This is a genomic window from Amycolatopsis sp. NPDC104587, assembly GCF_055583645.1.
On record NZ_JBVJNO010000006.1, the window covers coordinates 73,015 to 87,763 of the forward strand.

The following is a 14,749-nucleotide window of genomic DNA, read 5'->3' on the forward strand; positions in this document are numbered from 1 at the left end:
CGATGACTGAGAACCCTCAACCCGGCGAAGAGCAGTCGAGCGCCGAACGTCCGGAAGGCGGCCTCGAGCCGCGCGGCACCCGGCCCGCCGAATCCGTCGTCACCGGCCGCGAACGCCAGGGCATGTTCGGTGTCCACGGCACCGGTGACACCTCCGGCTACGGCGGCGTCCGGCTCCCGGCCTACAGCCCCGCGCCGGCCGAGCGCCCGTACGGCGGCTGGTTCGACCAGTTCGCCGACGAGTTCTACGCGGCCCTGTCGGACAACAAGGTCCCCGCCGAAGCGATCCTGCAGACGACGGTCGACCGCGGCGAGATCACCTTCTACGTCGCCCGCGAGCACCTCGTCGCCATCGCGAAGGTCCTGCGCGACGACGGCGGTCTCCGCTTCGAGCTGCTGTCCTCGGTGTCCGGTGTGGACTACGGCGTCGACGTCCCGCAGCGGCTGCACTCGGTGTACCACTTCACGTCCCTGACCTACCGCCGCCGCATCCGGCTCGAGGTCACCCTCGACGTCGAGGACGCGCACGTGCCGTCGCTGGTCGGGATCTACCCGACCGCCGACTGGCAGGAGCGGGAGACCTGGGACATGTTCGGCATCGTCTACGACGGCCACCCCGCGCTCACCCGCATCCTCATGCCGGACGACTGGGACGGCCACCCCCAGCGCAAGGACTACCCGCTCGGCGGGATCCCGGTCGAATACAAGGGCGCGGAGATCCCGCCGCCGGACCAGCGGAGGTCGTACTCGTGACGATTAACGAAGACACCACCCCAGTCCCCGAGGCCGACTCGCGCGACACCACCGAAGGCCGCGTCTACTCGGTCTCCGGCGGCGACTGGGACGACGTCATCGCCGACGCCGCGCACGACGAGCGCATGGTCATCAACATGGGCCCGCAGCACCCGTCGACGCACGGCGTGCTCCGGCTCGTGCTGGAGATGGAGGGCGAGACCGTCACGCAGCTGCGGTCGGTCATCGGCTACCTGCACACCGGCATCGAGAAGAACTGCGAGTACCGGACCTGGACCCAGGGCGTCACCTTCGTGACGCGCATGGACTACCTGGCTCCGCTCTCGACGGAGATGGCGTACTGCCTCGGCGTCGAGAAGCTGCTCGGCATCCAGGCACCACGGCGCGCCGAGCTGCTGCGCGTGATGCTGCTGGAGATCAACCGCATCGGCTCGCACCTGGTCTACATCGCCACCGGCGGCATGGAGCTGGGCGCCACCACCGCGATGACGCTCGGCTTCCGCGAGCGCGAGGTCGTCCTGCACCTGCTCGAGCACCTCACCGGCCTGCGCATGAACCACGCGTTCATCCGCCCCGGCGGCCTCGCGCAGGACATGCCCGAGGACTACCGCGAGAAGGTCACCGAATTCGTCAAGACGATGAAGGAACGCCTTCCGCTGTACGACAAGCTCTTCACCGGGCAGCCGATCTGGCGCAACCGGCTCAAGGGCGTCGGGTACCTGCCGGTCGACGCATGCCTCGCGCTCGGCGTCACCGGCCCGGTGCTGCGCAGCGCCGGCCTCCCGTGGGACCTGCGCAAGACCGAGCCGTACTCCTGCTACGACGAGTTCGACTTCGACGTGCCCGTGGACAACGGCGCCGACTGCTGGTCGCGCTACCTGATCCGGGTGCACGAGATGCACGAGAGCCTCAAGATCATCGAGCAGTGCCTGGAGAAGCTCGAACCGGGCCCGGTCATGGTCGAGGACAAGAAGGTCGCCTGGCCCGCGCAGCTGTCGATCGGCAGCGACGGCATGGGCAACTCGCTCGAGCACGTCAAGAAGATCATGGGTCAGTCGATGGAGTCCCTGATCCACCACTTCAAGCTGGTCACCGAGGGCTTCAAGGTGCCGGCCGGGCAGGTCTACACGTCGGTCGAGTCGCCGCGCGGCGAGCTGAGCGCGCACCTGGTCTCCGACGGCGGCACGCGGCCGCTGCGGGTCCACGTGCGCGAACCGAGCTTCGTGAACCTGCAGTCGATGCCCGCCATGGCCGAAGGCGGCCTGGTCGCGGACGTGATCGCCGCGATCGCCTCGATCGACCCCGTCATGGGGGGAGTGGACCGATGAGCACAGCAGTTCCGGAACCGGGCGGCAAGGACGCCGTGACGACGCACGCCGCGGCCGGCCCCGACACCGACGTGATCGCCATCGCGCCGGACCCCGCGGTCGCCGCCGGGATCATCGAAGACACGCCGCTCGAAGACATCTTCGACGAAGGCGTGGCCGCCCGGGCGCAGGACCTGATCGCGCGCTACCCGATGTCGCGCTCGGCGCTGCTGCCGCTGCTGCACCTCGTGCAGTCGGTGCAGGGGTACGTCAGCCAGGAGGGCATCGCGTTCTGCGCGCAGCAGCTCGACCTGTCCGACGCTGAGGTCAGCGCGGTCGCGACGTTCTACACGATGTACAAGCGCAAGCCGTGCGGCGAGCACCTCGTGAGCGTCTGCACCAACACGCTGTGCGCGGCCATGGGCGGCGACGCGATCTACAAGAAGCTCCAGACGCACCTCGGGTCCGAAGAGGAGCCGCTGGGGCAGAACGAAACCGCGGGCACGCCGAACGAGCCGGGCTCGATCACCCTCGAGCACGCCGAGTGCCTCGCGGCCTGCGACCTCGCGCCGGTCATCCAGGTCAACTACGAGTTCTTCGACAACCAGACCGAGGACAAGGCCGTCGCGCTGGTCGACGCGCTGCAGGCGGGCAAGAAGCCGGCCCCGACGCGCGGTGCCCCGCTGACCAGCTTCAAGGGCGCCGAGCTGCAGCTCGCCGGGTTCTTCCCGGAGGACGAGCGCCAGTACCGCACGGACATCGACGGCCCGTCGCAGGCCGTCGAAACCCTGCGCGGCGCGAAGCTCGCCCAGGACCGCGGCTGGGTCGCGCCGGTCGCCGAAGACGTCCCGCTTCCTGAAGTGGAGAAGAAGTAATGGCAGATCCCATTACGCCGGTCCTCACGAAGCGCTGGCTGTCGCCGAACTCCTGGCAGATCGGGACGTACGAGGCGCTGGAGGGCTACACCGCCGTCCGCAAGGCGCTCGCCGGCACACCGGAGCAGCTCGTCCAGCTGGTCAAGGACTCGGGCCTGCGCGGCCGCGGCGGCGCGGGCTTCCCGGCCGGCGTCAAGTGGTCTTTCATGCCGCCGAACTTCGACAAGCCGCACTACCTGGTGATCAACGCCGACGAGGGCGAGCCGGGCACGTGCAAGGACATCCCGCTGATGATGGCGGACCCGCACTCGCTCATCGAGGGCTGCATCATCGCCTCGTACGCGATGCGCTCCAACCACTGCTTCATCTACGTCCGCGGCGAGGCGCTGCACTGCATCCGCCGCCTCAACGCGGCCGTGCGCGAAGCCGAGGCGGCCGGTTACCTGGGCGAGAACATCCTCGGCTCGGGCTTCGACCTCAAGATCACCGTGCACGCCGGCGCCGGCGCGTACATCTGCGGTGAGGAGACGGCGCTGCTCGACTCGCTGGAAGGCCGTCGTGGCCAGCCGCGGCTCAAGCCGCCGTTCCCGGCCGCCGCGGGTCTGTACGCCGCGCCGACCACGGTCAACAACGTCGAGACCATCGCGAGCGCGCCGTTCATCGTCAACGGCGGGTCGAGCTGGTTCCGCGAGATGGGCCGCGAGAAGTCGCCCGGCCCGAAGATCTACTCGATCTCCGGTCACGTCGAGAAGCCCGGCCAGTACGAGTGCCCGCTCGGCACCACGCTGCGCGAGCTGCTCGAGCTGGCGGGCGGCATGAAGGACGGCGTCCCGCTCAAGTTCTGGACCCCGGGCGGCTCGTCCACCCCGATGTTCACCGCCGAGCACCTCGACGTTCCTCTGGACTTCGAAGGCGCGGCGGAGGCCGGGTCGATGCTGGGCACGACCGCCGTCCAGGTCTTCAACGAGACCGTGTCGGTGCCGTGGGCCGTGATGAAGTGGACGCAGTTCTACGAGCACGAGTCCTGCGGCAAGTGCACGCCGTGCCGCGAAGGCACGTACTGGCTGGCGCAGATCCTCGAGCGGATGGTCGAGGGCCACGGCACCGAAGAGGACATCGACACCCTCCTCGACGTCTGCGACAACATCCTCGGCCGGTCGTTCTGCGCCCTCGGTGACGGCGCGGTGTCGCCGATCCAGAGCGGCATCAAGTACTTCCGCGACGAGTTCCTCGCGCTGTGCGAGAAGAACCGGCACGAACAGACCAAGCCCGAACTCGTGGGAGCGCAGGCATCATGACGATCGCGCCCGACAAGCCCGAGACCCAGGAGACGCCGGTCCCCGAAGGCCACGTGAAGCTGGTCATCGACGGCGAAGAGGTCATCGCCCCCAAGGGTGAGCTGCTGATCCGCACGGCCGAACGCCTCGGCACGGTCATCCCGCGGTTCTGCGACCACCCGCTCCTCGACCCGGCCGGCGCCTGCCGCCAGTGCCTGGTCGAGGTCGAGATGGGCGGCCGGCCGATGCCGAAGCCGCAGGCGTCCTGCACGATGACCGTCGCCGACGGCATGGTCGTCAAGACGCAGCTGACGTCGCCGGTCGCGGACAAGGCCCAGCAGGGTGTGATGGAGCTGCTGCTCATCAACCACCCGCTGGACTGCCCGATCTGCGACAAGGGCGGCGAGTGCCCGCTGCAGAACCAGGCGCTGGCCCACGGCCGCACGGAGTCCCGGTTCGTGGACACCAAGCGGACGTTCCCGAAGCCGCTGCCGATCTCGACGCAGGTGCTGCTCGACCGCGAACGCTGCGTGCTCTGCCAGCGCTGCACCCGGTTCTCCCGCGAGATCGCCGGCGACCCGTTCATCGAGCTCCTCGAACGCGGCGCCCACCAGCAGATCGGCACCGCGGAGACGGCGGACGTCCTGGACCTGGCCTCGCGGACGACGTCCGGCCAGCCGTTCCAGAGCTACTTCTCCGGCAACGTCATCCAGATCTGCCCGGTCGGCGCGCTCACGAGTGCCGCCTACCGGTTCCGCTCCCGCCCGTTCGACCTCGTGTCCGCGCCGAGCGTCTGCGAGCACTGCTCGTCCGGCTGTGCCGAGCGCACCGACTTCCGGCGCGGCAAGGTCCAGCGCAAGCTGGCCGGCGACGACCCCGAGGTCAACGAGGAGTGGATCTGCGACAAGGGCCGCTTCGCCTTCCGCTACACCGGCGCCGACGACCGCATCCGGCGTCCGCTCGTCCGCAACACCGAGACCGGTGAGCTGGAAGAGGCCTCCTGGACCGACGCGCTGCGGGCCGCGGCCGCCGGTCTGACCGCCGCCCGTGCGAACGGCGGCGTCGGGGTCCTGCCCGGTGGCCGGCTGACGGTCGAAGACGCCTACGCGTACGCGAAGTTCGCGCGCGTCGCCCTGCAGACCAACGACGTCGACTTCCGCGCCCGGCCGCACTCGGCCGAGGAGCTGGCTTTCCTCACCTCGCACGTCGTGGGCGTGACGCCGGAGAACGGCGTCACCTTCGCCGAGATCGAGCGGGCCCGCACGGTCCTGTGCGTGGCGTTCGAGCCCGAGGACGAGGCGCCGATCGTGTTCCTGCGGCTGCGCAAGGCGGCCCGCAAGAACCGCACCCGCGTTGTCCACTTGGGACAGTGGACGACGTCGTCGGTGCGCAAGACGTTCGGCGAGCTGCTCGCCTGCGTCCCCGGCCAGGAGGCCGCGGCGATCGAGGGCATCACCAAGCACGCGCCGGACCTCGACGAGGCGCTCAGCGGTGAGCACGCCGTCGTCCTCGTCGGCGAGCGCGCCGCCCAGGTGCCCGGCCTGTTCTCCGCGCTGCACGACCTGGTGGAGCGCACCGGTGTCCGGCTCGCGTGGATCCCGCGCCGCGCCGGTGACCGGGGCGCGCTGGAGGTCGGCTGCGTCCCGACGCTCCTGCCGGGCGGCCGTCGCGTCGGTGACGACGCCGCGCGTGTCGCCGTCGAAAACGCTTGGGGCGTCCCGCTTCCGTCCGCTCCCGGCCGCGACGCGACCGAGATCCTGAAGGCCGCTTCGGGCCGTGACCTCGGCGGCCTGGTCGTCGGTGGCGTCGACCCGTTCGACCTGCCGGACCCGGACCTCGCGCTGCGCGCCCTGGACAACGCCGGTTTTGTCGTCAGCCTCGAGCTGCGGCACAGCGCGGTGACCGAGCGCGCGGACGTCGTGCTCCCGGTGGCGGCGTCGGACGAGAAGGTCGGCAGCTTCCTCAACTGGGAAGGCCGCACCCGCCCGTTCGACATCACCATCGAGGGTGTCGGCACCCTGCCGGACTGCCGGGTGCTCGACACCCTGGCCGTCGAGATGGACGTCGACCTGTTCACACAGACTCCGGCCGCCGCGCGCGGTGACTACGAGAAGCTCGGCCCGGCTTCCGCGCTGCGCTGGGGACACGTCGAGGCGGAGACCGGGGGAGCCACGGTTGCCCCGGGCGCCGGCCAGGCGGTCCTCTCGACCTGGCGCCAGCTGATCGACAACGGGTCCCTGCAGGACGGCGAGCCGCACCTCAAGGGCACCCAGCGGCCGCCGGTCGCGCGGCTGTCCGCGGCGACCGCCGAAGGCCTCGGCGCGATCGTGAAGGTGAGCACCGAACGCGGCGCGATCACGCTGCCGGTCGAGGTCGCAGACCTGCCCGACGGCGTCGTGTGGCTGCCCGGCAACTCCGACGGCTCCGCCGTGTTCAAGACGCTCGGCGCCGGGCACGGCGCCGTGGTGAACCTCGCTGGGGGTGAACAGTGACACCGTTGCTTACCGAAGCCGCTGTGGGCAGTGTCCCGGACGCGGCGACGCGGGCGGCGCTGCTCGCGGACGACCCGTTCTGGCTGATCCTGCTGAAGTCCGTCGTGATCCTGCTGATCGGGCCGATCTTCACGATCTTCCTGATCGTCTGGGAGCGCAAGGCGGTCGGCCGGATGCAGAACCGGCCCGGCCCCAACCGGGTCGGCCCGGGCGGCTACCTGCAGTCCCTCGCGGACGCGATCAAGCTGCCGTTCAAGGAACAGATCATCCCGGACACCGCCGACCGCAAGGTGTACTTCCTCGCGCCGGTGCTCTCCGCGGTGCCCGCGCTGATCGCGCTGTCGGCCATCCCGTTCGGGCCGGTCGTCTCGATCTTCGGTGAGCGGACCGTGCTCCAGCTGCTCGACCTGCCGGTCAGCGCGCTGGTGATCCTGGCCTGCTCCTCGATCGGCGTGTACGGCATCGTGCTCGCCGGCTGGGCGTCCGGCTCGCCGTACCCGCTGCTCGGTGGTCTCCGCAGCGCCGCGCAGGTGATCTCCTACGAGATCGCGATGGGCCTCTCGATCGTCGCGGTGATCCTGCAGGCCGGCTCGCTGGACCTGGCCGACATCGTCGGCGCGCAGCACAAGGTGTGGTTCCTCTACCTGGTCCCGAGCTTCGTGATCTACCTGATCTCGATGGTCGGCGAGACCAACCGGGCCCCGTTCGACCTCCCGGAGGCCGAGTCGGAGCTGGTCGGCGGGTTCCACACCGAGTACAGCTCGATGAAGTTCGCGATGTTCTTCCTCGCCGAGTACGTCAACATGGTGATCGTCTCGGCGTTCGCGACGACGCTGTTCCTCGGTGGCTGGATGGCCCCGTGGCCGCTGTCGCTGATCGGGAACAACGTGCTCAACACCGGCTGGTGGCCGGTGCTGTGGTTCTTCGCGAAGATGTTCATCCTGCTGTTCGGGTTCATCTGGCTGCGCGGCACGCTGCCCCGCTTGCGCTACGACCAGTTCATGCGCCTCGGCTGGAAGGTCCTGGTCCCGCTGAACCTGGTGTGGATCGTGATGGTGACCTTCGCCAAGGTGATCACCTGGAACACCGCGTCGATCATCATCGCCGCCGTCGCCATCTTCATCGTGCTGGCCCTGTTCTTCTACGTCCGCGCGTCGGGCCGTGAAGAGGAGAGCGAGAGCATCCCGGTGACCGGCGGCGGTTTCCCGGTCCCGCCGCTGGACCTCAAGGTCCCGCAGACCACCCCGCGTCAGAAGGCCTTGGCCAAGGCCGAGGCGAAGGCGGCCCGCCGCAAGCCGGCGGCCGTCGGTACCGCACAGGAAGGAGCGCAAGATGGGGTTTCTTGATCCCGTCAAGGGCTTCGGCGTCACCTTCGGGATGATGTTCAAGAAGGTCGCCACCGAGGAGTACCCCGAGGCCGGCGCCCCCGCCGCCCCGCGGTACCACGGCCGGCACCAGCTGAACCGCCACCCGGACGGCCTCGAGAAGTGCGTCGGCTGCGAGCTGTGCGCGTGGGCGTGCCCGGCGGACGCGATCTTCGTCGAGGGCGGTGACAACACCGAGGAGGCCCGGTTCTCGCCGGGCGAGCGGTACGGCGCGGACTACCAGATCAACTACCTGCGCTGCATCGGCTGCGGCCTCTGCATCGAGGCGTGCCCGACGCGGTCGCTGACGATGATCAACTTCTACGAGCTGGCCGACGACGACCGGCAGCGGCTGATCTACACGAAGGAAGACCTCCTCGCGCCGCTCCTGCCCGGCATGGAGCAGCCGCCGCACCCGATGCGGCTCGGCGAGAACGAGCAGGACTACTACGTGAACGGCCCGGAGCTGGCGCGCGGGGAGGCGAAGAAGTGATCTCCGCACTCCTGGCCCAGGCCCCGACCGGCGCCGCCGCGGGCGTGTCGGTCGGCGAGGCCGTCGCGTTCTGGATCCTCGGCCCGGTCGCGCTGCTCGGCGCGCTCGGCATGATCTTCTCGCGCAACGCCGTGCACTCGGCGCTGTGGCTGGTGCTCACCATGCTGAGCCTGGGCGCGCTGTACATGATCCAGTCGGCGCCGTTCCTCGGCTTCACGCAGATCATCGTCTACACCGGCGCGATCATGATGCTGTTCCTGTTCGTGCTGATGCTGGTCGGCCGGGAGAGCTCCGACTCGGTCGTCGAAGTCCTGCGTGGCCAGCGGCTCGCCGCGACCGTGCTGGGCATCGGCCTGGCCGCGCTGCTGGCCACCGGCATCTACCGGGCGCTGGACACCGTCACCCCGGCCGTCCCGCTCGACTCGGCCACCCCGGCCGGCGGCGGGCCGAAGGGCCTCGGCCGGCTGATCTTCACCGACTACCTCTTCCCGTTCGAGCTGACGTCGGCGCTGCTCATCACCGCCGCGGTCGGCGCGATGGTGCTGGCCTTCACCGACCGGCACGCCAAGGGCGGGAAGCTCACACAGAAGGAACTGGTCGTCCTCCGCTTCCGCGGTGAGCACGACCGGCCGTCGCCGCTGCCCGGCCCGGGTGTCTTCGCCACCGCCAACTCGGTGGCCACCCCGGCGCTGCTGCCGGACGGCACGGTCGCGCCGGAGTCGCTGTCGGCGATCATCGAGTCCACCTCGGCGATCGAGCTGGCGAAGGAACGCAAGCTGGTGGCGGACGACACGCCGCACCCGGACGCGCACGCGCTGGTCGCCGCCGAAGGTGCTCCGGAAGGGGAGAAGGAATGACCCCGACGTACTACCTGCTGCTGTCGGCGCTGCTGTTCTCGATCGGCGCCGTCGGCGTGCTGGTGCGGCGCAACGCGATCGTCGTTTTCATGTGCATCGAGCTGATGCTGAACGCGGTGAACCTCTCGCTCGTGACGTTCGCCCGGATCAACGGCAGCCTCGACGGCCAGATCATGGCGTTCTTCGTGATGGTCGTCGCGGCCGCCGAGGTCGTGGTCGGCCTGGCGATCATCATGGCCATCTTCCGCACCCGGCGCTCGGCCTCGGTCGACGACACCAACCTGCTGAAGTACTAGGAGACCCCCGAGTGACCGCATCATCGTGGCTGCTGGTGGCCCTCCCTGCCGTCGGCGCGCTCGTCCTGCTGCTCATGGGCAAGCGCGCGAAGGGCTGGGGGCATCTGCTCGGTACGGCCACCGTCACGCTCGCCTTCGTCTGGGGCCTGATCACGTTCTTCACCGCCGACACCGGCGCCACGACGGACACCAAGCTGTACTCGTGGATCCCGGCCGGCGCGCTGCAGATCGACTTCGGGCTGCGCATCGACGCGCTGTCGCTGACGTTCGTGCTGCTCATCACCGGCGTCGGCATGCTGATCCACTTCTACTCGATCGGCTACATGTCCGACGACGAAGGCCGGTACCGCTTCTTCGCGTACCTGAACCTCTTCGTCGCGTCGATGCTGATCCTGGTCCTGGGCAACAGCTTCGTGACGCTGTACATGGGCTGGGAGGGCGTGGGTCTCGCGTCCTACCTGCTCATCGGCTGGTACCAGGGCCGCCCGTCCGCCGCGACCGCGGCGAAGAAGGCGTTCCTGATGAACCGCGTCGGCGACGTCGGGCTCGCGCTGGCGATCTTCATCATGTTCAAGTACGCGGGCTCGACCGGTTACGCGCAGGTCTTCCAGGCGGTCGGTGACGGCAAGTTCTCGCCGGCGGCGATCACCGCGATGGCGATCCTGCTCCTGCTGGGCGCCTGCGGTAAGTCCGGCCAGTTCCCGCTGCAGGCGTGGCTCCCGGACGCGATGGAGGGCCCGACCCCGGTGTCGGCCCTGATCCACGCGGCAACGATGGTCACCGCGGGCGTCTACCTGGTGGCTCGGTCGAAGGACATCTTCAACGCCACCGAGGACGGCCGCTTGATCGTCACGCTCGTCGGCACGGTGACCCTGCTGCTCGGGTGCATCATCGGCTGCGCGTACGACGACATCAAGAAGGTCCTCGCCTACTCCACGGTCAGCCAGATCGGCTACATGATGCTGGCGGTCGGGCTCGGGCCCATCGCGTACGCGCTCGGCATCATGCACCTGGTCGCGCACGGCTTCTTCAAGGCCGGGCTCTTCCTCGGGGCCGGGTCGGTCATGCACGGCATGAACGACGAGGTCGACATGCGGAAGTTCGGCGGCCTGCGCAAGAAGATGCCGATCACCTTCATCACGTTCGGCCTCGGTTACCTGGCCCTGATCGGCATCCCGCCGCTGTCGGGCTTCTTCACCAAGGACGCGATCATCGAAGCGGCGTTCAGCCAGGGCGGCTGGCGCGGCTGGGTGATGGGCGGCGCCGCGCTGCTGGGCGCCGGGCTCACCGCGTTCTACATGACCCGCCTGATGGTGATGACGTTCTTCGGCAAGGAGCGCTGGAAGGACATCAAGTCCACCGACGGCCGCGACTTCCACCCGCACGAGTCCAAGGCGGTCATGTGGGTCCCGATGGCGGTGCTGGCGGTGGGCTCGGTCGGCGCCGGCGCGTTCTTCGCCATCGGTGACCGCTTCAGCGAGTGGCTGACCCCCTCGGTCGGCAAGCTCGTGGAGGAGCACCACGCGCCGTTCGACGCCTGGGTGATCTCGGCGGGCGCGATCGTGTTCTCCCTGCTGGGCGTGCTGATCGCGATCCTGATCTTCCGTCGTGACGTCCCGGTGGAGCGGCCGGAGCGGGTCTCGTTCGTCACCCGCGCCGCGCGCAAGGACCTGTACGGCAACACGCTCAACGAAACCCTGGTCGCCCGCCCGGGCACCTGGCTCTCGCGGGCGCTGGTGTTCGTCGACAACCGCGGCGTCGACGGCGCGGTCAACGGCCTCGCCGCCTCGCTCGGCGGCGGCTCCGGCCGGCTGCGGCGGCTGCAGACCGGCTTCGTCCGGTCGTACGCGCTGTCGATGCTCGGCGGCACGTTCCTGCTTCTGGCGGCTCTCCTGCTGGTGAGGTTCTCCTGATGACCTGGTTGCTGATCCTCATCCTGGTGCCGCTCGTCGGCGCCGGAGTGCTGGCGTTCCTCAAGGGGAACGACCGCTCCGCGGTGCTGGCCGCGCTGGCGTTCTCGATCCTCGAGCTCCTGCTGATCATCCCGTTCTGGCTCAGCTACTCGCCTTCGGGCGCGCGGCTGCAGATGACGTCGAGCTTCGACTGGATCCCGAGCTTCGGTGTCCACATCGCGTTCGGCACCGACGGCATCTCGCTGATCATGATCGCGGTGATCGCGCTGCTGGTGCCGATCGTCGTCGGCGGCCTCGGCACGATGGACAAGCTCCCGCCCGGCCGCAGCGCCGGCGGGTTCCTGTCGCTGATCCTGCTGCAGGAGGCGCTCACGATCGGCGTCTTCGCCGCGACCGACGTCTTCCTGTTCTACGTGCTGTTCGAGATCATGCTGATCCCGATGTACTTCCTCATCGGCGGGTACGGCGGCGCGAACCGGCAGTACGCGGCGGTGAAGTTCTTCCTCTACTCCTTCCTCGGCGGCCTGATCATGCTGGCGTCGGCGATCGGGGCGTACTCGCTCTCGGTGGAGAAGAACGGGCACGGCACCTTCGACTGGGCCACGCTGGTCACGGTCGTCCGCGACGCGCCGCTGTCCACGCAGATCTGGCTTTTCCTCGGGTTCTTCCTGGCGTTCGCGATCAAGGCGCCGCTGGTGCCGTTCCACACCTGGCTGCCGGACGCGGCGGGGGAGGCGCCGATCGGCGTCGCCGTCCTGCTGGTCGGTGTGCTGGACAAGGTCGGCACGTTCGGGTTCCTGCGGTACTGCCTGCCGATGTTCCCGGACGCGAGCAAGACCCTGGCGCCGCTGGTGCTGGTGCTCTCGGTGATCGGCGTCCTCTACGGATCGATCCTCGCCGCCGGCCAGCGGGACATGAAGCGGTTCATCGCCTACGTCTCGATCGCGCACTTCGGGTTCATCTCGCTGGGCATCTTCGCGTTCAACGAGCAGGCGATGATCGGCTCGGCGACGTACATGCTCAACCACAGCCTCGCGACCGGCATGCTGATCGTGGTGATCGGCCTGGTCATCGCGCGCGGCGGGTCGTCGAAGATCTCGGACTACGGCGGCATGGCGAAGGTGACCCCGCTGCTGGCGGGCCTGTTCCTCCTCGCCGGGCTGTCCACGTTGTCCCTGCCGGGCACCAACTCGTTCGTCTCCGAGTTCCTGGTGCTCATCGGGTCCTATGTGGACCAGCCGGTGTACACGATCCTCGCGACGGTCGGCATGGTCCTGGCCGCGGCGTACGTGCTCTGGCTCTACCAGCGCGTCATGCAGGGCCCGGTCCGCGGTGATGCCCTCGTGGGTGTCGGCGGGGGACCGGGCACCGCGATCGCGCCGGAGCTCGGCGCGAAGAAGGCGATCCGCGACCTCAACGGCCGTGAGATCGCGATCCTCGCGCCGCTGGTCGTGCTGATCATCGTCCTCGGCTTCTACCCGAAGCCGGTGCTCGACACAGTCACCCCGACGGTGCAGCAGACGCTGTCCGCGGTTCAGGGAGGCAAGTAACCGTGCTCGACATCCTCCTGGCCCAGGCACCGGAGCCACCGGTGCAGGTGCCGTCGGTGAACTACGGCGCCGTGCTGCCGGTGCTGATCATCTTCGGCGCGGCGTGCGTGAGCGTGCTCGTCGAGGCGTTCGCGTCGAAGCGCTCGCGGTTCGGCGTGCAGGTCGTGCTGAGCCTGGCGGCGATCGTCGTGGCCGGCGTCTTCCTGATCACCTACGCGATCGGCTCGCCGTCGACCGGCGTCACGACGTTCAGCGGCGCGATCTCGATCGACAAGCCGGCGCTGTTCCTCTGGGGCACGCTGCTGGCCCTGGCGGTCGGCGCGGTGCTGCTGATCTCGGACCGCGTCGTCGAGCCGGGCGGCGCGCTGGTCGCGCAGGCCGGCATCCGCCCGGGCACGGTCCAGGACCGCGCCCAGACGGCGACGGTCATGCAGACCGAGGTGTTCCCGCTGACGCTGTTCGCGCTCGGCGGCATGATGGCGTTCTGCGCGGCGAACGACCTGCTGACGATGTTCATCGCGCTGGAAGTGCTTTCGCTGCCGCTGTACCTGATGTGCGGCCTCGCACGGCGCCGGCGTCTCCTCTCCCAGGAGGCGGCGGTCAAGTACTTCCTGCTCGGCGCGTTCTCCTCGGCGTTCTTCCTTTATGGACTCGCGCTGCTCTACGGCTACGCGAACTCCGTGAAGCTGGGCGACATCGCGGCGGCGGCGGCCGGTTCGGACCGGTCGGACACGCTGCTGTTCGCGGGCCTGGGCCTGCTGGTGGTCGGCCTGCTGTTCAAGGGTTCGGTCGGCCCGTTCCACACCTGGACCCCGGACGTCTACCAGGGCGCGCCGACCCCGGTGACGGCGTTCATGGCGGCGTGCACGAAGGTCGCGGCGTTCGGCGGGATTCTCCGCGTGCTGTCGGTGGCGTTCGGTTCGACTTCGTGGGAATGGCGCGGAGTGCTGTGGGGCGTGGCGATCATTTCGATGGTGATCGGCGCGATCCTCGGTCTCACCCAGACCGACGTCAAGCGCATGATCGCGTACTCGTCGATCGCCCACGCGGGCTTCCTGCTGATCGGCGCGATCTCGATGACGTCGGAAGGCCTGTCCAGCACGCTGTTCTACCTGCTGTCGTACGGCTTCACGACGCTGGCGGCGTTCGGTGTGATCAGCCTGGTCCGCGATTCCTCGGGCGAGGCAACGCACCTCTCGGCGTGGGCAGGGCTGGCGAAGCGGTCGCCGTTGCTGGCGGCGGTGTTCACGTTCCTGTTGCTGGCGTTGGCGGGGATCCCGTTGACGTCGGGGTTCGTGGGCAAGTTCGTCGTGTTCTCGGCGGCGCTGTCGGACGGCATGGCCCCGCTGGTGGTGGTGGCCCTGGTGTTCAGCGCGGTGGCGGCGTTCTTCTACCTGCGCGTGATCGTCCTGATGTACTTCTCCGAGCCGGCGGCCGAGGGCCCGTCGGTCTCGGTCCCGGGCTTCGGCACGGGAACGGCGATCTTCCTCGGCACGGCGGTGACGCTGGTGCTGGGCCTGGTGCCGGCCTTTGCTCTGTCTTGGGCCGGTGCGGGCGGTTTCGCACTCTGAGT

Annotated in this window: 12 protein-coding genes; all 12 read left to right on the top strand. The window is 69.1% G+C overall.

Annotated elements, in window-relative coordinates; genetic code table 11:
- Window positions 1-2 precede the first annotated feature (2 nt).
- Genes ACZ61C_RS19100 through nuoN form a run of 12 tightly spaced genes read left to right on the top strand, consistent with a single transcriptional unit; the run spans window position 3 to window position 14,747 of the window.
- Window positions 3-752: an NADH-quinone oxidoreductase subunit C gene (locus ACZ61C_RS19100; protein ID WP_465308445.1), complete on the top strand. Its 750-nt coding sequence runs from the start codon at window positions 3-5 to the stop codon at window positions 750-752.
- A complete protein-coding gene (locus ACZ61C_RS19105) occupies window positions 749-2,080 on the top strand; it encodes an NADH-quinone oxidoreductase subunit D (RefSeq protein WP_465308447.1) in 1,332 nt (443 codons plus the stop codon). Before ACZ61C_RS19100 ends, ACZ61C_RS19105 begins: the two co-directional genes overlap by 4 nt.
- Window positions 2,077-2,934 carry an NADH-quinone oxidoreductase subunit NuoE gene (gene nuoE / locus ACZ61C_RS19110; RefSeq protein ID WP_465308449.1) on the top strand — a complete coding sequence of 286 codons (858 nt, stop codon included), beginning with the start codon at window positions 2,077-2,079 and terminating at the stop codon, window positions 2,932-2,934. The genes ACZ61C_RS19105 and nuoE overlap by 4 nt, the downstream gene beginning before the upstream one ends.
- Window positions 2,934-4,232 (top strand): NADH-quinone oxidoreductase subunit NuoF, encoded by a 1,299-nt coding sequence (gene nuoF / locus ACZ61C_RS19115; protein WP_465308451.1) that lies wholly within the window; start codon window positions 2,934-2,936, stop codon window positions 4,230-4,232. Before nuoE ends, nuoF begins: the two co-directional genes overlap by 1 nt.
- Window positions 4,229-6,703 carry an NADH-quinone oxidoreductase subunit G gene (locus tag ACZ61C_RS19120; protein WP_465308453.1) on the top strand — a complete coding sequence of 825 codons (2,475 nt, stop codon included), beginning with the start codon at window positions 4,229-4,231 and terminating at the stop codon, window positions 6,701-6,703. The genes nuoF and ACZ61C_RS19120 overlap by 4 nt, the downstream gene beginning before the upstream one ends.
- Window positions 6,700-8,049 (top strand): NADH-quinone oxidoreductase subunit NuoH, encoded by a 1,350-nt coding sequence (nuoH, locus tag ACZ61C_RS19125; protein WP_465308455.1) that lies wholly within the window; start codon window positions 6,700-6,702, stop codon window positions 8,047-8,049. The genes ACZ61C_RS19120 and nuoH overlap by 4 nt, the downstream gene beginning before the upstream one ends.
- Window positions 8,036-8,560, top strand: coding sequence for an NADH-quinone oxidoreductase subunit NuoI (gene nuoI, locus ACZ61C_RS19130; RefSeq protein ID WP_465308457.1), 525 nt, complete (start codon window positions 8,036-8,038; stop codon window positions 8,558-8,560). The genes nuoH and nuoI overlap by 14 nt, the downstream gene beginning before the upstream one ends.
- Complete coding sequence (locus tag ACZ61C_RS19135; RefSeq protein ID WP_465308459.1) at window positions 8,557-9,417, top strand: NADH-quinone oxidoreductase subunit J; 861 nt, start codon at window positions 8,557-8,559, stop codon at window positions 9,415-9,417. The genes nuoI and ACZ61C_RS19135 overlap by 4 nt, the downstream gene beginning before the upstream one ends.
- Window positions 9,414-9,713, top strand: a complete 300-nt coding sequence (nuoK, locus tag ACZ61C_RS19140; protein ID WP_247060354.1) for an NADH-quinone oxidoreductase subunit NuoK — start codon at window positions 9,414-9,416, stop codon at window positions 9,711-9,713. Before ACZ61C_RS19135 ends, nuoK begins: the two co-directional genes overlap by 4 nt.
- An 11-nt stretch (window positions 9,714-9,724) precedes the next feature.
- On the top strand, window positions 9,725-11,626 hold the full coding sequence (gene nuoL, locus ACZ61C_RS19145; RefSeq protein ID WP_465308461.1) for an NADH-quinone oxidoreductase subunit L: 1,902 nt from the start codon (window positions 9,725-9,727) through the stop codon (window positions 11,624-11,626).
- Complete coding sequence (locus ACZ61C_RS19150) at window positions 11,626-13,176, top strand: NADH-quinone oxidoreductase subunit M (RefSeq protein ID WP_465308463.1); 1,551 nt, start codon at window positions 11,626-11,628, stop codon at window positions 13,174-13,176. Before nuoL ends, ACZ61C_RS19150 begins: the two co-directional genes overlap by 1 nt.
- Before the next feature lie 2 nt (window positions 13,177-13,178).
- The gene (nuoN, locus tag ACZ61C_RS19155; RefSeq protein ID WP_465308465.1) at window positions 13,179-14,747 is read left to right on the top strand and encodes an NADH-quinone oxidoreductase subunit NuoN; all 1,569 of its coding nucleotides are present in this window, start codon (window positions 13,179-13,181) and stop codon (window positions 14,745-14,747) included.
- The last annotated feature ends 2 nt before the right edge of the window (window positions 14,748-14,749 follow it).